Genomic DNA, 19,346 nt, shown 5'->3' with positions numbered 1-19,346 from the left:
GATGAAGGCCGAAGAAGGGCGCGCCAAGACCGCCGATCAGCTGAAGGAACAGCTGCTCCAGCTGCGTAAGGAGCAGTTTAACCTGCGCTTCCAGAAGGCAAGCGGGCAGCTCGAAAACACCGGGCGGGTCAAGGAAGTGCGCCGCGATATCGCGCGCATCAAGACCCTGCTCACCGAGAAGAACAAGAACCTCCCGGGCAAGGAGACGTAAGCTATGCCGCGGCGAATCCTGCAGGGGTACGTGGTCTCGGACAAGGGCGAGAAGACCGTTCAGGTCAGCGTCGAGCGCCGGGTCAAGCACCCGCTGTACAAGAAGTTTATCAAGCGCTCCAAGCGGTACTCCGCCCACGATGAGGCGAACGCCGCGAAGGTCGGCGACTTCGTCCGGATCCGGGAATGCGCCCCGCATTCCAAGACGAAGCGCTGGGAAGTGGTCGGCGACGAGCAGGCCGCGGGCTAGCTGCCTGCCGGCCGGATAGAACAGAAGGGTAGAAACCGATGATCCAGATGCAAACCCAGCTGGACGTCGCCGACAACTCCGGCGCGCGCCGGGTCCAGTGCATCAAGGTGCTGGGCGGGTCGAAGCGCAAGTTCGCCAGTGTTGGCGACGTGATCGTGGTCTCGGTGAAGGAAGCGATCCCCCGCGGCCGCGTGAAGAAGGGCGATGTCCACAAGGCCGTCGTCGTGCGCACCGCGAAGGAGATTCACCGGCAGGACGGCACCGGCATCCGCTTCGACCGGAACGCCGCCGTGTTGCTGAACCGGCAGAACGAGCCGATCGGCACGCGTATCTTTGGCCCGGTGACCCGCGAGCTGCGTGCGCGCAAGTTCATGAAGATCATCTCGCTCGCCCCCGAGGTGCTGTGATGGCGAACAAGATCAAGAAGGGCGACACGGTTGTCGTCCTGAGCGGCAAAGACAAGGGCAAGAGCGGCGAGGTCCTGCGTTTGGACCCGCGCGAGCAGCGCGCAGTCGTGCAGGGCGTGAACGTGGTCAAGCGCCACCAGCGCCAGAGCATGCAGTCCCAGGGCGGCATCGAAGAGAAGGAGGCGTCGATCCACGTCTCCAATATCGCGGTGTCCGACCCCAAGGACGGCAAGCCGACCCGCGTCGGCTTCCGCACGCTCGACGACGGCCGCAAGGTGCGCGTGGCGCGGCGCTCCGGCGAGACCATCGACCGCTAAGAACGCCCGAGCACTGGAGACACGAGCCATGGCGGCCCGACTGAAAGAGCACTACGACACCGAGGTGCGCAAGCAGCTTCACGAGCAGTTTGCGTACACCAACCCGATGCAGGTCCCGCGCCTGCAGAAGATCGTGATCAATATGGGCGTCGGTGAGGCGACCCAGGACACCAAGCGGGTCCAGAACGCGGTCAACGATCTGGGCAAGCTGGCCGGCCAGAAGGCGGTGGTGACCCGCGCGAAGAAGTCGATCGCCGGCTTCCGCGTGCGTGAGAACATGCCGCTTGGCTGCAAGGTCACGCTGCGTCGCGACCGGATGTACGAGTTCCTGGACCGGCTGGTCACGATTGCGCTGCCGCGCGTGCGCGACTTCCGCGGCGTGCCGCCGAAGTCCTTCGACGGCCGCGGGAACTTCTCGATGGGCCTGAAGGAGCAGATCGTCTTCCCTGAGATCAACTACGACGATGTCGACATGATCCGGGGGCTGGACATCGCGATTTGCACCACGGCGACGACCGACGAGGAAGCCCGTGCGCTCCTCAAGGCCTTCGACATGCCGTTCCAGTCCTGAGCGGCGGCAAGGAGAGCAAGACGAGATGGCTAAGAAGAGCGACTTCGAGACCAACAAGCGCCGGCGGCAGATGGCGGATAAGTACGCCGCGAAGCGCGCCGAGCTGAAGCAGCGCGGGCGCGACATGTCGCTGTCGCCGGAGGAGCGGTTCCAGGCCCACCTGGATCTGGCGAAGCTGCCCCGCAACTCTTCGCGCACGCGCGTCAACAACCGCTGCGAGATCACCGGCCGGGCCCGCGGGTACTACCGCAAGTTCCGGGTGTCGCGTATCGCGCTGCGTGAGCTGGCCCTGTCCGGGGAGATTCCGGGCATGGTCAAGTCCAGCTGGTAAGCAAGGGAGCGCCGGCAATGGCACTGAGCGATCCCCTCGGGGACCTGCTGACACGGATCCGCAATGGCCAGATGGCCAACAAGCGGACGATCTCGGCGCCCGGCTCGCGGCTGCACCAAAACGTGCTTGAGGTGCTGCAGCGCGAGGGCTTCATCCGCGGCTACGGGGTGCGCGATGTGCGCCCCGGTGTGCGCGAGGTCGAGATCGAGTTGAAGTACAACGAAGGCGAGCCGGTGATCCAGGAGATCAGCCGGATCAGCCGACCCGGGCGGCGCGTCTACTCCAAGATCAAGGAGCTGCCGCGCGTCTACAACGGTCTCGGCATCACCATCCTGTCGACGCCGCAGGGCGTGCTCTCGGACGCCGAGGCCCGCCAGGCGAACGTCGGCGGCGAAGTGCTCTGCCGCGTGTTCTAGAACGAGAGGCGTCGAAATGTCCCGCGTAGGCAAGAACCCGGTAGCGATCCCCAGCGGCGTCGAGATCGACGTGCGCGAAACGGAGATCCGCGTGAAGGGTCAGAAGGGCGAGCTGTCCGCGCCGGTGAACGACCTTGTGCGCACCGAGCAGAAGGACGGACAGTTCACCGTGCGCCCGGTTGATGAGGAGAATCCGAAAGCCCGCGCCATGTGGGGCACGACGCGCGCGATCGTGGCCAACATGGTGACCGGCGTGACGACCGGCTTCTCCCGCGAACTGGAGATCAACGGCGTGGGGTTCCGCGCCCAGGTCCAGGGCAGCAATCTGTTCCTGCAGCTCGGCTTCAGTCACGACATCCACTACCCGATCCCGTCGGATCTGACGGTGGAATGTCCGAAGCCGACCTCGATCAAGGTGTCCGGCGCGAACAAGCAGAGCGTCGGCCAGTTTGCCGCAGAGATCCGCGCGATGCGTCCACCCGAGCCGTATAAGGGCAAGGGTATCAAGTACGTCGACGAGACGATCCTGCGTAAGGAAGGCAAGAAGAAGTAACCATGCTCGACGCACGCAAACTGCGCCAGCGGCGGAAGTTCCGTCAGCGTCTGGCGATCCGGCGCAAGGGCGGCAACCGGCCGCGCCTGTCGGTGTTCCGTTCGAACAAGTACATCTACGCGCAGGTGATCGACGACGCCGCCGGCAACACGGTTGCGTTCGCTTCGTCGATGGACCCGGAATTGCGCGACAAGCTGTCCAGCCGCAACGACAAGAACGCGGCGATCGAGGTCGGCAAGCTGGTCGCGCAGCGCGCCAGCAAGGCCGGCGTCGACAAGGTCGTGTTCGACCGCAGCGGCTACGCCTATCACGGGCGCGTTCAGGCGCTCGCCGACGCCGCGCGTGAAGGCGGCCTTACGTTCTAGGGATTGGGAATTCGATGGCACGCGACAACAGGCAGCAAGATCGCCGAGGCGAAGACAGCGAGCTGATCGAAAAGCTCGTACACATCAACCGCGTCGCCAAGGTTGTGGCCGGTGGCCGTCGCTTCGGCTTCGCCGCGCTGGTCGTCGTCGGCGACGGCAAGGGCCGGGTCGGCTACGGCAACGGCAAGGCGCGCGAGGTTCCCGAGGCGATCCGCAAGGGCACCGACCAGGCCAAGCGGAACATGGTCCGCGTGCCGCTGCGCGAGGGCCGGACGCTGCACCACGACGTCAAGGGTCACTTCGGCGCCGGCCGGGTTACGCTGCGTGCGGCGCCTCCAGGCACCGGGATCATCGCCGGCGGCCCGATGCGCGCGATCTTCGAGGCGCTCGGCGTGCAGGACGTGGTCGCCAAGTCAAACGGGACGCAGAACCCGCACAACATGATCAAGGCGACCGTCGACGGCCTGACCAGCAGCTACAGCCCGCGCCAGGTCGCCCAGCGCCGTGGCAAGAAGGTGTCCGACATCGTCGGCCGCCGCGACGAAGCGCATACCAGCGGGGAGTAACCGTCCATGGCGACGTCGAAGAAGAAGACCGTTCGGGTCACGCAGGTGCGCGGCGGCAACCACCGCAAGCGTGCCCAGCGCGAGACGCTGCTGGGCCTGGGCCTGACCCATCGCGGGCGCACCCGCGAGCTTGAGGATACACCCGCGGTGCGCGGCATGATTGCCAAGGTCGCGCATCTGGTGAAGGTCGAGGAGGCCAGCAGCTAGGCTGACCGCCGGCTGTGGCGTGCCCCAGGCGCGCTTGCGACCTCTATAGATGACCGCCGCAGCGCCGGAGTCTGAAAGACCCCGGCGCAGAGTCAAAGCAACAGCACACCGCCAACAGTTTGAAGGCGCCCGCCGAATCAAGCGGGCGAGGGCGGTGGCGAAACGCAAGGATGGCGAGGCGATGAAGCTCAACGAAGTCCGGGACAACCCCGGTTCGCGCCACTACGAGAAGCGGCTGGGCCGCGGTATCGGTTCGGGCCTCGGCAAGACGTCGGGCAAGGGCCACAAGGGCCAGAAGGCCCGCGCGGGCGTGTCCCTGCACGCCTTCGAAGGCGGCCAGATGCCGCTGCACCGCCGCTTGCCGAAGCGCGGTTTCAACAACATCTTCGCGAAGACCTATTCCGAGGTGAACCTCGACAAGCTGCAGCAGGCCGTCGATGCCGGCAAGCTGGACAGCGCGAAGCCGGTCGACGCCGAAGCCATTCGCAACGCCGGCTTGCTCAAGCAGACCCACGACGGCGTGCGCGTGCTCGGGCGTGGCGAGTTGAAGGCGAAGCTGGACCTGCAGGTTGCTGGCGCGTCGAAATCCGCGCAGGCGGCCGTCGAAAAGGTCGGCGGCTCGGTGACGATCGTCGGGGCCGAGAAGGCCGCGCAGCGCGAGGCCGCGAAGACCAAGCGCGGTAAGAAGCAGCAAGGCTAACGGCGCGGCGCGCACGCCAGGAAATGGGCGCGCACCCCGCGTGCCGCCCCTGGCTGGCCAGGCGCCGCGACCGACGCGGCAGGCCGCCGCGACTCGACCGGTCGCGGCGGCCTTTGCCGTTCGGGGGCCGGGTCTGCTAAGACCCAAAGCCTGCCGTCCGTGCGCGACGTGAGGATCTTAAGGACACCGGACCCATGGCATCCGCCGCCGAGCAACTGGCTCAAAACATCAATTTCCGCAGTTTCGCCAAAGCGACCGAGCTGAAGAAGCGGATCTGGTTCACCCTGGCCGCATTGGTGGTCTACCGCCTGGGAACGTATATCCCGGTGCCGGGGATCGACCCGATCGCGCTGGACCGGATCTTCCAGCAGCAGTCGCAGGGCATGCTGGGCATGTTCGACATGTTCACCGGTGGCTCGCTGAGCCGCATGACGATCTTCGCCCTGTCGATCATGCCCTACATCTCGGCTGCCATTATCATGCAGCTGCTGACGGCCGTGTCGCCGAGCCTCGAGCAGCTCAAGAAGGAAGGCGAGACCGGCCGGAAGAAGATCAATCAGTACACCCGCTACGGCACGGTTGGCCTGGCGGCGGTCCAGGCGTATGGCATCGCCGTCGGCCTGGAGGGGATGAACGCCCCTGGCGGCGGCTCCGCGGTGATCGATCCCGGGCTGTTTTTCCGCTTTGTCACCGTGATCACGCTGACCGGCGGTACGATCTTCCTGATGTGGCTGGGCGAGCAGATCACTCAGCGCGGCGTGGGCAACGGCATCTCGCTGATCATCTTCTCGGGCATCGTGGCGAACCTCCCGAGCGCCTTCGCCAGTACGATGGAACTTGGCCGAACGGGCGCGCTGTCGAGCGGGGTGATCATCGGTGTGCTGGTGATGGCGGTCGCGGTGATCGCCTTCATCGTGTTCATCGAGCGCGCGCAGCGTCGACTGATCGTGCAGTACCCCAAACGTCAGGTCGGCAATAAGATGTTCGGCGGCGAGAGTTCGCACCTGCCGATCAAGCTGAACAGCTCCGGCGTGATCCCGCTGATCTTCGCGTCCTCGCTGCTGCTGATGCCGTTGACGGTCGCTGGCTTTTCCGGCCAGGGGGGACCGGATTGGCTGACCACCGTGACCGCGCTGCTAGGCCGTGGGCAACCGCTGTATCTGGCGCTGTACGTTTCCCTGATTGTCTTCTTCGCGTTCTTCTATACCTCGATCGTGTTCAACCCGGACGACACGGCGGAGAACCTGAAGAAGAACGGCGGCTTCATTCCGGGCATCCGCCCGGGGCGGAACACGTCGAACTATATCCACTATGTCCTGATGCGCCTGACTGCGGTCGGTGCGATCTATCTCGCGCTGGTGGCGGTGCTGCCGGAAATCCTTGTGGCGCAGTACAATGTGCCCTTCTACTTCGGCGGAACCAGCCTGCTGATCGTGGTGTCGGTCACCATGGACACGGTGCAACAGGTTCAGTCCTATCTGCTGGCCCACCAGTACGAGGGGCTGATCCGGAAATCGAAGCTTAAGGGGAGGCGTTCATGAACATCATCCTTCTGGGGCCGCCAGGCGCCGGCAAGGGCACCCAGGCTAAGCGCCTGGAGCGGGATTACGGCATCCCGCAGCTCGCCACCGGCGATATGCTGCGCGCGGCTGTTGCCTCTGGCAGCGAACTGGGCCAGCAGGCCAAGAAGGTGATGGACGCGGGCGAGCTGATGCCGGACGATTTGATGGTCCGGATGATCGAGGATCGGATCAGTCAGCCCGATTGTCAGAACGGCTTCATCCTGGACGGCTTCCCGCGTACGACCGCGCAAGCGGAGGCGCTCGACCAGATGCTGCGCAAGCGTGGCGCGTCGCTCGACCACGTGATCGAGCTGAAGGTCGAGGAGGAATCGCTGGTCGACCGGATCACCGGGCGCTACTCCTGCGCCAAGTGCGGGGCCGGCTACCACGACCGTTACCAGGCACCGAAGGTCGAGGGCGTCTGCGACTACTGCGGCAGCACGGAATTCAAGCGGCGCGAGGACGACAACGAAGAGACCGTCCGCTCGCGCATGCAAGCCTATCGGGATCAGACCGCGCCGATCCTTCCCTACTACCACGAACAGGGGAAGCTGAAGCAGGTCGACGGCATGGCTGACATCGACGAGGTCACCGGCCAGATCAAGCGGATCCTGGACGGCAAGGCTTAGAGGTTAGACCGGAACCGCGACTCGGGACCGGGGGCGAAAGGCTCCTGGCCTGCGGGTCTTGGTTGACAAGCGGGGAAGCGGTTTATATACGGACCGTCCCGGCGCCGACGCGTATGCGGACGACGATGCTCGTCCCGTGCCCGTATACCCGGACGGTCCGCGACCACGCTTACCGAGCGATCGCGGGCGCAGCGGGGCAGGGCCAGACGCCAACGCCGCGCACCCCGCGTGGAAACGAGAGTAGAGACACGCGCGTCCCGGCCCGTGCCAAGCGGGTCGGCCCGGCTTTGAAGCCGGCGGCATTCGGGCCGGACGCGGGCAACGAGACGGCGGAGTTCTAAGGAGACGGCCACGTGGCACGCATTGCTGGCGTCAACATTCCGACGCAGAAGAAGGTCCACATCGCGCTGACCTACATCCACGGGATCGGCCACACGCAGGCGCACAAGATCTGCGAGTCGGTCGGCATTCCGGAAGAGCGGCGGGTCAACGACCTGACCGAGGATGAGTTGGTCCGCGTGCGCGAAACCATCGACAACAACTACACGGTCGAGGGCGATCTGCGCCGCGAGACGGCGGTGAACATCAAGCGCCTGATGGACCTGGGCTGCTACCGCGGCCTGCGGCACCGCAAGGGGCTGCCGGTGCGTGGTCAGCGTACCCACACCAACGCCCGTACCCGCAAGGGGCCGGCGAAGGCGATCGCCGGCAAGAAGGGCCGCAAGTAACACCCGTGGGCGGTGCCCGGTCGGAAGGTTCGGCCGGTGCGCTGCCGGCGCAGATCGTTCGACGCGTCGAGCACCGAGCGCGATAGACCAGTCAAGGACGGCGAAACGGCATGGCAAAGGCTACCCAGGGGCGCCTGCGCAAGCGCGAGAAAAAGAATATTACCTCGGGCATCGCGCATGTGACGGCGACCTTCAACAACACCACGATCACCATCTCGGATGTCCAGGGCAACGCGATTTCCTGGGCCAGCGCCGGCCAAATGGGCTTCAAGGGCTCGCGTAAGTCGACGCCCTACGCCGCCCAGCTTGCCGCCGACACAGCCGGCCGCAAGGCGCAGGAACACGGGATGAAGACGCTGGACGTGAACGTGAAGGGCCCAGGCTCGGGGCGCGAGTCGGCGCTGCGTGCGCTGCAGGCCTGTGGCTTCACGATCACCGCGATCCGCGACGTGACGCCGATCCCGCATAACGGCTGCCGGCCGCCGAAGCGCCGGCGCGTCTAACGGCGTCTGCCGTGGTCTTGAACCGGCCGCGGATCGACGCCGATCACGGAACTCCGGACCGCCGGCCGGGTTTATGCCCGGCCGGCATCCGTGCGTTTCAGGGCCATCGACCGCAGACGCGCTCGATACCGGCCCGATAAGCGACACTTTCGAACGAGCATGGGGCACCAGCCGTGCTGCAGAAGAACTGGACTGAACTTATCAAGCCGAACAAGCTCGACATCCAGGGCGGGAGCGATCCCAAGTGCTTCGCCCAGGTTGTCGCGGAGCCGTTGGAGCGCGGCTTCGGGCTGACGCTGGGCAACGCCCTGCGTCGGATCCTGCTGTCCTCGCTCCAGGGTGCGGCCGTCACCTCGATCCAGATCGATGGTGTGCTGCACGAGTTCTCGTCGATCGCCGGCGTGCGTGAGGACGTCACCGACGTCGTCCTGAACGTCAAGGCGCTTGGCCTGAAGATGCACGGCGAGGGGCCGAAGCGCATTCGCCTGCGCGGCGAGGGCCCGGGTGAGGTCAAGGCGGGTCAGATCGAGACCGGCCACGACATCGACGTGATGAACCCGAACCTCGTGATCTGCACGCTGGACGACGGCGCGCGGATCGACATGGAAATGACGGTCGAGTCCGGGAAGGGCTACGTGCCGTCGACCCAGAACCGCCCGGAAGACGCGCCGATCGGCTTGATCCCGGTGGACGCGGTCTACTCGCCGGTGGTCAAGGTGGCTTACCGGGTCGAGAACACCCGTGTCGGCCAGGTGACCGACTACGACAAGCTGACCATGGACGTCGAGACGAACGGCGCGGTCAGCCCGGAAGACGCGGTGGCGCTCGCGGCGCGCATCCTGCAGGACCAGCTGCAGCTCTTCATCAACTTCGAGGAGCCGAGCCAGCGTGGCGAGCAGGAGAGTTCCAGCGAACTGCCGTTCAACCCGAACCTGCTGCGCAAGGTCGACGAGCTGGAGCTGTCGGTCCGCTCGGCGAATTGCCTGAAGAACGACAACATCGTCTACATCGGCGACCTCGTCCAGAAGACCGAGGCGGAGATGCTCCGGACGCCGAACTTCGGCCGCAAGTCGCTGAACGAGATCAAGGAAGTGCTGCAGCAGATGGGCTTGGCGCTCGGCATGGATGTGCCGGGCTGGCCGCCGGAGAATATCGAGGAGCTGGCCCGTAAGCTGGAGGAGCCGTACTAACGGCTGCCAGCGACGTTGCAGGCCTGCTGAGAGACTGCCCGCCGCGGGCTTGGCCTGCGGCGGGCTTTCCCTGGGCGCCCGGGGGAGATGGCGAGGGCGCAGCCGGCGTACCCGGCGGTTGAAACGACAGTCGCCGCGGCGTCGGAGTCACGCAATCGGTCTCGTACCGCGAGATCCGGCGAGTTCACGGAGGATGCGGGAACACCCGACCGGGCGGATACGCCGCGCCCGGGCACGAGTCTAGGAGAGATCTCCATGCGCCACATGAAGAGCGGGCGGAAGCTCAACCGCACGCAAAGCCACCGCAAGGCGCTGTTCGCCAACATGGCGACCTCGCTGATCAAGCACGAGCAGATCGTGACCACGCTGCCGAAGGCCAAGGAGCTGCGGCGCGTGACCGACAAGCTGATTACGATGGGCAAGAAGGGCGACCTGCATTCCCGTCGCCGCGCCGCGTCTCAGCTGCGCGACGAGCGCATGACGAAGAAGCTCTTCGACGAACTCGGCCCGCGCTACAAGGACCGTCCGGGCGGCTACACCCGCGTGCTCAAGGCCGGCTTCCGGCAGGGCGACTGCGCGCCCATGGCGGTGATCGAGCTGGTCGACCGCGACCCCAACTGGAAGGGCGCGGACTCCGGCCCGACGGCCGAGCAGGAGTACGAGATGGAGGACGAGGAGTAAGCCTCGCCCGCTCTCCAGGATAGGCGCTGTGCTTTTTCGCACGGGCGCCCGAGACGGCCGCCGCGCGTTAATCCGCGAGGCGGCCGTTTTCGTATCTAGCCCCGGCCGCTAGGATACCGTCCGTTACAGACGAAGGATGGCCCCGATGCCTCTCTCCGCCCCCGCCGAGCGTGCACATCTGCACACCCGCACCTACGCGTTCGATGGCTTCCGCCGGTCGGATGGCCTGTGGGACATCGAGGGCCGGATCGTCGACACCAAGGGCTATCCCTTCACCAACACCGAACGCGGCGAGATCCAGCCGGGCGAGCCACTGCACGACATGGAGGTGCGCCTCACAGTGGACGACCGCTTCATCGTCCGCGATGTGGAGGTCTGCACCAACGCCGGGCCGTTCGGCATCTGCCCGGCGATCGCGGCAAACTATGAGAAGCTGGTGGGCAAGCGGATCGCGACCGGCTGGCGCAAGACGTTAAAGGAGCTGTTCGCCGGTACCGAAGGGTGCACCCACATCACCGAGCTCCTGGGCGCGATGGCCACACCCGCCTTCCAGACGATTTATCCGGTCTTGCAGAAGGAGGGAAAAATCCGGTCGATCCAGGGCAGCCGGCCGCCGCTGCTCGACAGCTGTCATGCCTTCCGCAGCGATGGGTCGGTGGCCAAGCGCGAATGGCCCGAACACTACACCGGCGACTGAGACGGGACGCCCACTTTCAGCGGCGCGCCGCCCGGCCATAAAACAGACCGTGGCCGGCGTTCATGTGGCCGCTCTCCGTCGCGGCGGCGCGGAAGTAACCCATCGCGAAGACCCGCACCCGTGCGGTCAGGCCGGCGCCGCGGCCGCGCGGACTGCGGTCGATCCGGGAGACCACATCGCCCACACGCACGCCTTCGCGTTTGGCGATCTCTTCCAGCGCATCCCACATTTCCGGTTCCAGGCGTAGGCTGGTCCGCCGCCCGTTTACCGTGACATTGCGGTTGATCAACCCCGATGCCACCAGTTCACTGTCCGCCCCGTTCGCACTCATCTATCCGTTGCCCGCCCCTCGGAGAATTGCACGGAATAAGGGTGTCAGGCGAGCGTATGCCAGCGCACCAGAAATGCAACTATAGATTTTGTATATTCCGACTGTTCTAACGAAAGCGTGTATCCGGACGATGGGCGAAGTCAGCTCGTCAGCTTGGCGTCCTCGTCCGGCGTGCGGCAGGACAGTTGCAGGGCATGTACGCGTTCGCCCATTTCGGCTTTGAGCGCGTCGTAGACCATGCGCTGACGCGCAACCCGGCTGACGCCATCGAAGTCGAGCGAGACGACGACCACCCGGAAGTGTGTCTCGCCCTCGGGATGGGCGCCGGCGTGGCCAGCGTGCTTGGCCGAATCGTCGATGATCTCCAGGCGCTCGATCTCGAAGGTCTGGCGCAGCTGGTGGTCGATCCGTTGGGCGAACTGCATGGCAAGGTTGTCCTGTGTTGAACGGGGTGGGTGGTGGCCGACGCGCGCGACAGCATCGCGGGGGTGGGGGCGCTGTCAAGCAGGTGGACAGGGCAGCCGTGCGTTGGGCGGGACGCAGCATCCCGACCGCCCGCGCTTGCAGCGTGGTAGGTGGGTGATAGCGTGTATGGTGCCGTCGCGTTCGCGGCGCGATCCGAGGTTTCTTATCCCAACCGTTGCCAGAGGTCTGATGAGCGCGCGCGCCGACAGCGAACCGGCTGCCGATTCCGTCCAGAACACCGCCCCCTCTCGCGCAAGCGCGGGCAGCGGTCACCATCCGGGGACCAAGGGCGCCTATCTGCTGCTGGCGGCGGTGATCCTGCTGTGGGGCGCCAACTGGCCGGTGATGAAGCTCGGCCTGCAGTCGATCACGCCGTTCTGGTTCGCTGCGGCGCGCATGGCGATGGGGGCTGTGACGCTGTTCGGCGTCCTCGCGGCGACCGGCCGCTTGCGCCTGCCGAGGCGTGCCGACATGCCGATCGTGATCACGGTCGCGCTGTTGCAGATGGCGAGCTTCCTGTCGCTGGTGAACCTGGCGCTGCTGACCGTCGATGCCGGCCGTTCGGCGATTCTGGCCTACACCACGCCGCTGTGGGTCACGCCGGTGGCCGTCTTTCTGCTGGGCGAACGGCTGAGCGCGCGCAAAGGGGCCGGTCTGATCCTGGGGCTGACCGGCGTGGCGGTCCTGTTCAACCCGCTGGGATTCGATTGGTCGAACCCGGATGTGGTGGCGGGCAACGCCTTCCTGATGTTGGCCGCGCTCGGTTGGGCCATCGCCATCCTGCACACCCGACGCCACACCTGGACCTCCAGCCCGCTGCAGCTGGCGCCCTGGCAGATGCTGACCGCCTTGCCGGTGCTTCTGGCGTTCGCCTTCGTTTTCGAGGGGGATGCGCAGGTCACCTGGTCAAGCGAACTGATCGCGATCCTGGTCTTCAACGGGCCGCTCGCCACCGCGTTTGGGTTCTGGGCGGTCGTGACGGTGCAACGCAGCTTGCCGGCGATCTCCACCTCGCTCGGCCTGCTCGGCGTGCCGACGGCCGGCGTGATCATGAGCACGCTGTTCCTGGGCGAGACGCTGTCGGCTACCCGCCTGGGCGGCCTGGCGCTGATCGTGGGCGGCATGGCGCTCGTCAACCTGGCGGACCTGCGGGCACGACGGCGTCGCTGAGCCAGGTCGCTGAGCCAGAACGCGACGGGCTGGTGCGAGGTAGTCCGGTGGACAGCTTGCCTCACCCCGGAGCGCCGCCCATACTTCAGGTATCATGGCGCGCACCGATTCCGAGGCCCTGCAGAAACCGTTCGAGCGCATGCGGCGCTTCTTCCGTCAGGAGACGGAGGTGCGCACCTGTGACCGCCCGGGCTGTCGCGAAACCGGCCACTACCGGGCGCCGCGCAGCCGCGATCGGCTGAACGAGTACTACTACTTCTGCCTGGAGCACGTACGGGAGTACAATCGCGCCTGGAACTACTACGCCGGTATGTCGGAGGCGCAGATCGAGCAGGAGCGCCGGCGCGACAGCTGCTGGCATCGGCCCAGCTGGCCGTTCGGCTCGATTGGGCACGGCCCGCGCTGGCGTGACGACTTCGGCTTCTTCCACGAGGAGCAGCAGGACCAGGAAGGCGCCCGCCGGCAGTGGGAGGAGAACCGCCACCGGTCTTGGCAGAACGCTCACGACGGCACCGGGAAGGGCGCCGGCACCACCCATGCCGGCGAGACCGACCGCGCGCTTGCCGAGCTGGGCCTGGACCCACCGGTCACGTTCGCGGCGATCAAGGTGCGCTACAAGGAGCTGGTGAAGCGTTTCCACCCCGACGCCAACGGCGGCGACCGGACCAACGAGGACCGGCTGAAGATGGTCAACCAGGCCTATGCCACCCTGCGCAAGGCCTACCGCTAGGCGCTCGCCCCGCCGAAACCTCCCGCAGCGCGAAAACTTTGACGCGCGCAAGACGTTGATTGGCCAAGGGCTTCTGCACCCCGGCCTGCGACAGACTGCGTTGCGGGGGTACCCAAAGCGCGCCAAAGGCCTTAAATGAGAGGCCGGACAGACCCACCAATACCCGCGCAAGACCACGTCCCGATCCGCTAGCGCCACGCCGGCTCCGGCCGGACTTGGGGGCGCCGTATGGGTCACAACGGACGGAAAGGACATCGATGGCTAGTCAGACCGCGAACGCCGACACTCAACTGCCCGCGTCGGGCCCGGATATGAAAATCTCGGTTGCCCAGACGTTCGGTCTGGACGTCGACATGCAGGTGCCGGCCTTCTCCGAGCCCAGCGAGTACGTTCCGGAGCAGGACGATACCTATCGCTTCGACCGGGACACCACGCTCGCCATCCTGGCCGGCTTTGCCTACAACCGCCGGGTCATGGTGCAGGGCTATCACGGTACCGGGAAGTCGACGCACATCGAGCAGGTCGCCGCGCGGCTGAATTGGCCGTGCATCCGGATCAACCTGGACAGCCACATCTCGCGGATCGACCTGATCGGCAAGGATGCGATCGTCCTGCGTGATGGCCAGCAGGTGACCGAGTTCCGAGAGGGCCTGCTGCCTTGGGCGCTGCAGAACCCGACCGCGCTGGTGTTTGACGAGTACGACGCCGGCCGGCCGGACGTGATGTTCGTGATCCAGCGCGTTCTGGAGGTCGAGGGTAAGCTGACCCTGCTCGACCAGAACAAGGTGATTCACCCGCACAACGCCTTCCGTCTGTTCGCGACCGCGAACACGGTTGGCCTGGGCGATACCACCGGGCTCTATCACGGCACCCAGCAGATCAACCAGGGCCAGATGGATCGCTGGAACATCGTGGCGACCCTGAACTATCTGCCGCATGACGAGGAAACCAACATCGTCCTACAGAAAATGCCGCAGTTCGACACCCAGGAAGGCCGTGAGCAGGTCTCCGCGATGGTGCACTGCGCGGATCTGACCCGCAGCGGCTTCGTCAACGGCGACATCTCCACCGTGATGAGCCCGCGGACGGTGCTCACCTGGGCGGAGAACGCGGCGATCTTCAACGACGTGGGATTCGCCTTCCGCCTGAGCTTCCTGAACAAGTGCGACGAGCTCGAGCGGCCGGTGGTGGCGGAATACTACCAGCGCTGCTTCGGCACCGAGCTGCCGGAGACGGGGGTGCAGGCAACGCTGGTGTAACGCCTGACGCGCGCGGCATGCTGGCCGTCTGCGAGCTTGGTACAGAAGTGGGTCTGAGAGGATGAAGGACGACAACGAGAGCCCGTTGGAGCGCTTCCGGCGCACACAGGGCGCGACCATGCGCGCCATGGCCCGGCGGGACGACCTGCACGTGACCTTCTCCTCCAACGCGCAGGGCCTGTCGGGCAGCGAGATGCGCCTGTCCCAGCCTGGCCGCGACCTGACGCATGAAGAGGCCAGCCGGGTGCGCGGCGAGGCGGACGCGGAGGCGCTGCGCCTGCGCTACCACGACAGCAAGGTGCACACCCAGAACCGGCCGCAGAACCAGGTCGCGCGCGAGGTGTTCGACGCGGTCGAACAGGCGCGCTGCGAGGCGCTTGGCGCCCAGGGCATGGCCGGGGTCGCAAGCAACCTCGATGCCGCGATGAACGAGCGCTACAAGGCGCGGGGCTACACCAACATCGAGCACCGCGAGGATGTGCCGCTGTCCGAGGTCATGCGCGTCATGGCGCGCGAGTCGATGACCGGGCAGGCGCCGCCGCCCGCGGCCAAGGCGATGATCGACGCCTGGCGCCCGACGCTGGACGCGGAGGTCTTGCGCGAGCTGGAGCAACTGGGCCAGCACGTCACGCATCAGGACGACTATGCCCGGCAGGTGCGCAAGCTGTTGCGCCATCTCGATCTGGATACCGCCTCGGACGAGGAGGAGGCCTCCAGTGACGAGGACGAGCAGGCCGACGCCGAGCAGTCCGAGGACGATAGCGGTGACGGTGAGGCGCAAGGCGGCGAGCAGGACAACGCCGACTCCGGCAGTTCGATGGATGGCGATACTGCCGATGACGGCGAGGGCTCCGGCGTCGAGGAGCAGGAAAGCGACAGCGAAGGCCAGATGACCTCCGGCGCCAGTTCGGAGGAGCCGGGCCGTCCGGGCACGCAGCCGCGCCACCAGGACCGGCGCAACTCGACCGAAGACCTGCCTTACGCGCCTTATACCCAGGAATTCGACGAGATCACCGACGCCAGCGAGCTGTGCGATCCGGACGAGCTGGCCCGGTTGCGGCAGATGCTGGACCAGCAGCTGGCGCACATGCAGTCGGTGGTCTCGCGCCTGGCGAACCGTCTGCAGCGCCGCCTGCTCGCCAAGCAGACGCGTGCCTGGCAGTTCAACCTGGAGGAAGGCTACCTCGACACCGCGCGGCTGGCCCGGATCATCGCCAATCCGGAATTCCCGCTGTCTTACAAGCAGGAAAGCGACAGCCGGTTCCGCGACACGGTGGTGACGCTGTTGATCGACAACTCCGGGTCGATGCGCGGCCGGCCGATTACCGTGGCGGCGATGAGCGCCGACATCCTGGCGCGCACACTGGAACGCTGCGGCGTGAAGGTCGAGATCCTGGGCTTCACCACCCGGATGTGGAAGGGTGGCCAGTCGCGCGAGCGCTGGATCGCCAACGGTAAGCCCGCCAACCCGGGGCGTCTGAACGACCTGCGCCACATCATCTACAAGGCCGCCGATACGCCCTGGCGCCGGGCGCGGCGCAAGCTGGGCCTGATGCTGCGCGAGGGCATCCTGAAGGAGAACATCGACGGCGAGGCGCTGATGTGGGCGCACAACCGCCTGGTCGGCCGCCCCGAGCAGCGCCGTATCCTGATGGTGATCTCCGACGGCGCGCCGGTGGATGATTCCACCCTGTCGGTGAACCCGGGCAACTACCTGGAAAAGCACCTGCGCGAGGTGATCGATTTCATCGAGCGCAAGAGCCCGGTCGAGCTGACCGCGATCGGCATCGGCCACGACGTCACCCGCTACTACCGCCGCGCGGTGACGATCGTCGATGCCGAGCAACTGGGCGGCACCATGCTGGAACGGCTGGCCGACCTGTTCGACGAGGAATCCCTCGTGCCCGCCAACAAGGGCCGTGGCCAGCAGCGCGCCGCCGGGGGCCGGCAGTAGCCCGGCAAGCTCCTAAAACACCTGCCGAAGCTGCAACTGCGTCATCGTTCTGGGCAGTTCACGGGCGATCTGGGCGATATCGGCGGCGAGCGCCACGAGGCCTTCCTCGTGGTCGAAGGCCTGCGCATCCGCCAGCGCCTTGAGCTGGCGGGCCTCCGCGCGCGACAGGGCGAGCAGGGGCAGGCCGTCTTCCCCCTGCGCCCGGGTGCCGAGTGCAAAGGCTTCCTTGATGTCGTGCAGGTGATAGTCGCCGCCGCGGTCCTCGTGGATCAGGCGCCAGCGGTCCTCGGGGTCGAGCAGGTAGACGCCTGGGGCTTCCTTGTCTTCCGTGTCGCCGCTCATGGGACTAGGACTCCCCGATCAAGTTCAGCCAGTCGTCTTCGCTCAACAGCGTGACGCCCAGATCGCGTGCCTTGGTCGCCTTCGAGCCGGAATCCGCGCCGGCGACCACATAGTCGGTTTTCTTGGAGACCGAGCCCGAGACCTTGGCGCCCATCGCCTCCGCGCGCGCCTTGGCCTCGTTGCGGGTCATCTTCTGCATGGTCCCGGTGAAGACGATCGTCTTGCCCGACACAGGCGTGTTAGAGGCGCGGGTATCGACGAACTCCTCAACCCTGACTTCGTCCTCCAGCGCTTCCAGAATCTCGCGGTTATGCGGCTCTTGGAAGAACTCGCAGATTGCATCCGCGACCGTCATACCGATGCTCTCGATCCCGCACAGCTCCGCATAGGCCTCGCCCACGCGCTCGGGTTTCTTGGCCTCGTCCGGGGTCGCCGCGCGTTCCTCGGCCGCCTTGGACATCGCCTGATCCCAGGCCTGCAGCGTACCGTAGCTACGCGCCAACAGGCGGCCGGTGGTGCTGCCGACCTCCTGGATGCCGAGGGCATAGATGAAGCGGTCGAGCGGGATCGTCCGGCGTGCCTCGATCGCTTTCATCAGGTTCTCGACCGACTGCTGGCCCCAGCCGTCCCACTTCAGCAGCGTGTCGCGGAATTGGTGCAACCTGAAGATATCGGGCGGCGTCTTGACCAGGTCGTTCTGCCAGAACGCTTCGATGTTCTTGGTGCCCAGCCCCTCGATATCGAACGCTTCGCGGGAGACGAAATGCTTCAGCCGCTCGACCTGCTGGTAGGGGCAGGCGAGCTCGCCGGAGCAGCGGGGCACAACCTCGCCGTCCGGGCGCACGACGGCGGTCCGCAGCTCGCACGGACAGACGTCGGGGAAGTCGAAAGGCTGTGAATCCGCCGGGCGCTTGTCCTGCACGACGCCCAGCACCTGCGGGATCACATCGCCGGCGCGCTGGACGATCACGGTATCGCCCTCGCGCACGTCCTTGCGGGCGATCTCGTCGGGATTGTGCAGGGTCGCGCGGGAAACGACGACACCGCCGACCGTGATCGGCTCCAGGTTGGCGACCGGCGTCAACGCGCCGGTACGGCCCACCTGGATGGTGATCCGGTTCAGGATGGTCTGCGCCTGTTCCGGCGGGAACTTGTGCGCGATCGCCCAGCGCGGCGCGCGGGAGACATAGCCGAGTCGCTCCTGCAAGGCGATGTCGTTGACCTTGTAGACGATGCCGTCGATCTCGAAGGCCAGCTCGGCGCGTTCGCTCTCCAGCTTGCGGTAGTAGGCGAGTACCTCCTCGACGCCGCCGCACTTGGCCGCCGGCTCGTTCAACTTGAAGCCCCAGTCGTGGAAGCGCTGGCGCACCTCCTCCATCGTCTTCCCAAGCGGCTGGCTGATCTCCCCCCAGGCATAGGCAAGGAAGGACAGTGGGCGGGACCGGGTGATTTTGGGGTCGATCTGACGGACCGCGCCGGCGGCCGCGTTGCGGGGGTTGGCGAACAGCTGCTTGCCGGCTTCCCGCTGGCGCTCGTTCAGGTCCTTGAACGCCTGCCGGTCCATATAGATCTCGCCGCGCACCTCCACCACCTGGGGCCAGTCATCGCCGGGCAACCGATCAGGAACGTCGTCGATGGTCAGCACGTTACGGGTGATGTCCTCGCCCTCGGTGCCGTCGCCGCGGGTGGCGGCCTGCACCAGCCGGCCCCGTTCGTAGCGCAGGGCGCAGGACAGGCCGTCGATCTTGGGCTCCGCCATCACTTGAACGGGATCGTCGGCGCCCAGCCCCAGGAAGCGGCGGATGCGGTCGAAGAACTCGCGGACCTCATCGTCCTCGAACGCGTTGCCGAGCGAGAGCATGGGCACGGCGTGGCGGACCTTGGCGAAACCGCTTGCTGGCGGCGCGCCGACCTTGCGCGAGGGGCTGTCCGCGCGGATGTGCTGGGGGAAGCGGCGCTCGATCGCCTCGTTGCGCCGGCGCAGCGTGTCGTAATCCGCGTCGGATATCTCCGGCGCGTCGTCGCGGTGATAACGGGCGTCGTGGTAGGCGATCAGCGGCGCCAGCCGGGCCAGCTCGTCGCGCGCCTGGAAGTCGCTCAACTCTTCCACCGGCACGTCCGGATGGCCCGCTGGGATCTGCGCGGGATCGACGGGAATCTCGGCTTCGCTGCGCTGTTCCGGACGCTGGTTGTGCGCGCTTTCCTCGGCCAT

27 protein-coding genes are annotated in these 19,346 nt (G+C 66.3%); 23 read left to right on the top strand and 4 right to left on the bottom strand.

All coding sequences use genetic code 11. From position 1 onward, the window contains the following. Position 1 precedes the first annotated feature (1 nt). The 19 genes from rpmC to RHOSA_RS0115415 all read left to right on the top strand — a co-directional run bounded on the left by rpmC (position 2) and on the right by RHOSA_RS0115415 (position 10,883). Positions 2–211 (top strand): 50S ribosomal protein L29, encoded by a 210-nt coding sequence (gene rpmC / locus RHOSA_RS0115510; RefSeq protein WP_027289395.1) that lies wholly within the window; start codon positions 2–4, stop codon positions 209–211. 3 nt (positions 212–214) lie between these two features. Next, positions 215–460, top strand: a complete 246-nt coding sequence (gene rpsQ, locus RHOSA_RS0115505; protein ID WP_027289394.1) for a 30S ribosomal protein S17 — start codon at positions 215–217, stop codon at positions 458–460. Between the two features lie 38 nt (positions 461–498). After that, positions 499–867 (top strand): 50S ribosomal protein L14, encoded by a 369-nt coding sequence (gene rplN, locus RHOSA_RS0115500; protein ID WP_027289393.1) that lies wholly within the window; start codon positions 499–501, stop codon positions 865–867. After that, positions 864–1,184 carry a 50S ribosomal protein L24 gene (gene rplX / locus RHOSA_RS0115495; protein ID WP_211234261.1) on the top strand — a complete coding sequence of 107 codons (321 nt, stop codon included), beginning with the start codon at positions 864–866 and terminating at the stop codon, positions 1,182–1,184. Before rplN ends, rplX begins: the two co-directional genes overlap by 4 nt. Before the next feature lie 28 nt (positions 1,185–1,212). Further along, complete coding sequence (gene rplE / locus RHOSA_RS0115490) at positions 1,213–1,755, top strand: 50S ribosomal protein L5 (RefSeq protein WP_027289391.1); 543 nt, start codon at positions 1,213–1,215, stop codon at positions 1,753–1,755. A gap of 25 nt (positions 1,756–1,780) precedes the next feature. Next, entirely contained in the window at positions 1,781–2,086 is a 306-nt protein-coding gene (gene rpsN / locus RHOSA_RS0115485; protein WP_027289390.1) for a 30S ribosomal protein S14, read from the top strand. 17 nt (positions 2,087–2,103) lie between these two features. Then, on the top strand, positions 2,104–2,502 hold the full coding sequence (gene rpsH, locus RHOSA_RS0115480; RefSeq protein ID WP_027289389.1) for a 30S ribosomal protein S8: 399 nt from the start codon (positions 2,104–2,106) through the stop codon (positions 2,500–2,502). Between the two features lie 16 nt (positions 2,503–2,518). Further along, positions 2,519–3,055 carry a 50S ribosomal protein L6 gene (gene rplF / locus RHOSA_RS0115475; protein WP_027289388.1) on the top strand — a complete coding sequence of 179 codons (537 nt, stop codon included), beginning with the start codon at positions 2,519–2,521 and terminating at the stop codon, positions 3,053–3,055. A 2-nt stretch (positions 3,056–3,057) separates the two neighbouring features. Then, positions 3,058–3,420, top strand: coding sequence for a 50S ribosomal protein L18 (gene rplR, locus RHOSA_RS0115470; RefSeq protein ID WP_027289387.1), 363 nt, complete (start codon positions 3,058–3,060; stop codon positions 3,418–3,420). A 14-nt stretch (positions 3,421–3,434) separates the two neighbouring features. Beyond that, positions 3,435–3,986: a 30S ribosomal protein S5 gene (gene rpsE / locus RHOSA_RS0115465; RefSeq protein ID WP_027289386.1), complete on the top strand. Its 552-nt coding sequence runs from the start codon at positions 3,435–3,437 to the stop codon at positions 3,984–3,986. A gap of 6 nt (positions 3,987–3,992) precedes the next feature. Then, positions 3,993–4,193, top strand: a complete 201-nt coding sequence (rpmD, locus tag RHOSA_RS0115460) for a 50S ribosomal protein L30 (RefSeq protein ID WP_027289385.1) — start codon at positions 3,993–3,995, stop codon at positions 4,191–4,193. A gap of 181 nt (positions 4,194–4,374) precedes the next feature. Next, the gene (gene rplO, locus RHOSA_RS0115455; protein WP_027289384.1) at positions 4,375–4,893 is read left to right on the top strand and encodes a 50S ribosomal protein L15; all 519 of its coding nucleotides are present in this window, start codon (positions 4,375–4,377) and stop codon (positions 4,891–4,893) included. A gap of 194 nt (positions 4,894–5,087) precedes the next feature. Further along, entirely contained in the window at positions 5,088–6,434 is a 1,347-nt protein-coding gene (gene secY / locus RHOSA_RS0115450; protein ID WP_027289383.1) for a preprotein translocase subunit SecY, read from the top strand. Then, positions 6,431–7,084, top strand: a complete 654-nt coding sequence (locus RHOSA_RS0115445; protein ID WP_027289382.1) for an adenylate kinase — start codon at positions 6,431–6,433, stop codon at positions 7,082–7,084. The genes secY and RHOSA_RS0115445 overlap by 4 nt, the downstream gene beginning before the upstream one ends. 353 nt (positions 7,085–7,437) lie before the next feature. Then, complete coding sequence (gene rpsM / locus RHOSA_RS0115435; protein ID WP_027289380.1) at positions 7,438–7,812, top strand: 30S ribosomal protein S13; 375 nt, start codon at positions 7,438–7,440, stop codon at positions 7,810–7,812. A gap of 110 nt (positions 7,813–7,922) precedes the next feature. Continuing rightward, positions 7,923–8,315, top strand: a complete 393-nt coding sequence (gene rpsK / locus RHOSA_RS0115430; RefSeq protein ID WP_027289379.1) for a 30S ribosomal protein S11 — start codon at positions 7,923–7,925, stop codon at positions 8,313–8,315. 173 nt (positions 8,316–8,488) lie between these two features. Next, entirely contained in the window at positions 8,489–9,505 is a 1,017-nt protein-coding gene (locus tag RHOSA_RS0115425; protein WP_027289378.1) for a DNA-directed RNA polymerase subunit alpha, read from the top strand. A 255-nt stretch (positions 9,506–9,760) separates the two neighbouring features. Next, positions 9,761–10,186, top strand: coding sequence for a 50S ribosomal protein L17 (gene rplQ / locus RHOSA_RS0115420; RefSeq protein ID WP_027289377.1), 426 nt, complete (start codon positions 9,761–9,763; stop codon positions 10,184–10,186). Positions 10,187–10,331: 145 nt separating this feature from the next. Next, positions 10,332–10,883 (top strand): DUF2889 domain-containing protein, encoded by a 552-nt coding sequence (locus RHOSA_RS0115415; protein WP_027289376.1) that lies wholly within the window; start codon positions 10,332–10,334, stop codon positions 10,881–10,883. A 16-nt stretch (positions 10,884–10,899) separates the two neighbouring features. Here the strand turns inward: RHOSA_RS0115415 and RHOSA_RS22930 are convergent, their stop codons facing one another. After that, positions 10,900–11,214 (bottom strand): ribbon-helix-helix domain-containing protein, encoded by a 315-nt coding sequence (locus RHOSA_RS22930; RefSeq protein WP_051432205.1) that lies wholly within the window; start codon positions 11,212–11,214, stop codon positions 10,900–10,902. A gap of 140 nt (positions 11,215–11,354) precedes the next feature. Next, positions 11,355–11,639 carry a BolA family protein gene (locus RHOSA_RS0115405; protein ID WP_027289375.1) on the bottom strand — a complete coding sequence of 95 codons (285 nt, stop codon included), beginning with the start codon at positions 11,637–11,639 and terminating at the stop codon, positions 11,355–11,357. A 229-nt stretch (positions 11,640–11,868) separates the two neighbouring features. On the opposite strand from RHOSA_RS0115405, the gene RHOSA_RS0115400 reads away from it, so the two are divergent. The 4 genes from RHOSA_RS0115400 (at position 11,869) to cobT (ending at position 16,792) form a co-directional block, all read left to right on the top strand. Next, positions 11,869–12,849 carry a DMT family transporter gene (locus RHOSA_RS0115400; RefSeq protein ID WP_081728764.1) on the top strand — a complete coding sequence of 327 codons (981 nt, stop codon included), beginning with the start codon at positions 11,869–11,871 and terminating at the stop codon, positions 12,847–12,849. A gap of 94 nt (positions 12,850–12,943) precedes the next feature. After that, positions 12,944–13,579 carry a J domain-containing protein gene (locus RHOSA_RS0115395; protein ID WP_081728763.1) on the top strand — a complete coding sequence of 212 codons (636 nt, stop codon included), beginning with the start codon at positions 12,944–12,946 and terminating at the stop codon, positions 13,577–13,579. Between the two features lie 257 nt (positions 13,580–13,836). Then, entirely contained in the window at positions 13,837–14,838 is a 1,002-nt protein-coding gene (gene cobS / locus RHOSA_RS0115390) for a cobaltochelatase subunit CobS (protein ID WP_027289372.1), read from the top strand. Between the two features lie 61 nt (positions 14,839–14,899). After that, complete coding sequence (cobT, locus tag RHOSA_RS0115385) at positions 14,900–16,792, top strand: cobaltochelatase subunit CobT (RefSeq protein WP_027289371.1); 1,893 nt, start codon at positions 14,900–14,902, stop codon at positions 16,790–16,792. Between the two features lie 12 nt (positions 16,793–16,804). On the opposite strand, the gene RHOSA_RS0115380 is transcribed toward cobT, so the two are convergent. Together RHOSA_RS0115380 and ligA are read right to left on the bottom strand one after the other, a co-directional pair. Further along, positions 16,805–17,134 (bottom strand): hypothetical protein, encoded by a 330-nt coding sequence (locus RHOSA_RS0115380; RefSeq protein WP_027289370.1) that lies wholly within the window; start codon positions 17,132–17,134, stop codon positions 16,805–16,807. Between the two features lie 4 nt (positions 17,135–17,138). Continuing rightward, positions 17,139–19,346 carry an NAD-dependent DNA ligase LigA gene (gene ligA / locus RHOSA_RS0115375; RefSeq protein WP_081728762.1) on the bottom strand — a complete coding sequence of 736 codons (2,208 nt, stop codon included), beginning with the start codon at positions 19,344–19,346 and terminating at the stop codon, positions 17,139–17,141.

Origin of the sequence: Rhodovibrio salinarum DSM 9154, assembly GCF_000515255.1 — a bacterium.
GTDB classification, from domain to species: Bacteria; Pseudomonadota; Alphaproteobacteria; order Kiloniellales; family Rhodovibrionaceae; genus Rhodovibrio; species Rhodovibrio salinarum.
The sequence above is the reverse complement of the archived record's forward strand: the minus strand, read 5'-3'. Positions and strand labels throughout refer to the sequence as shown.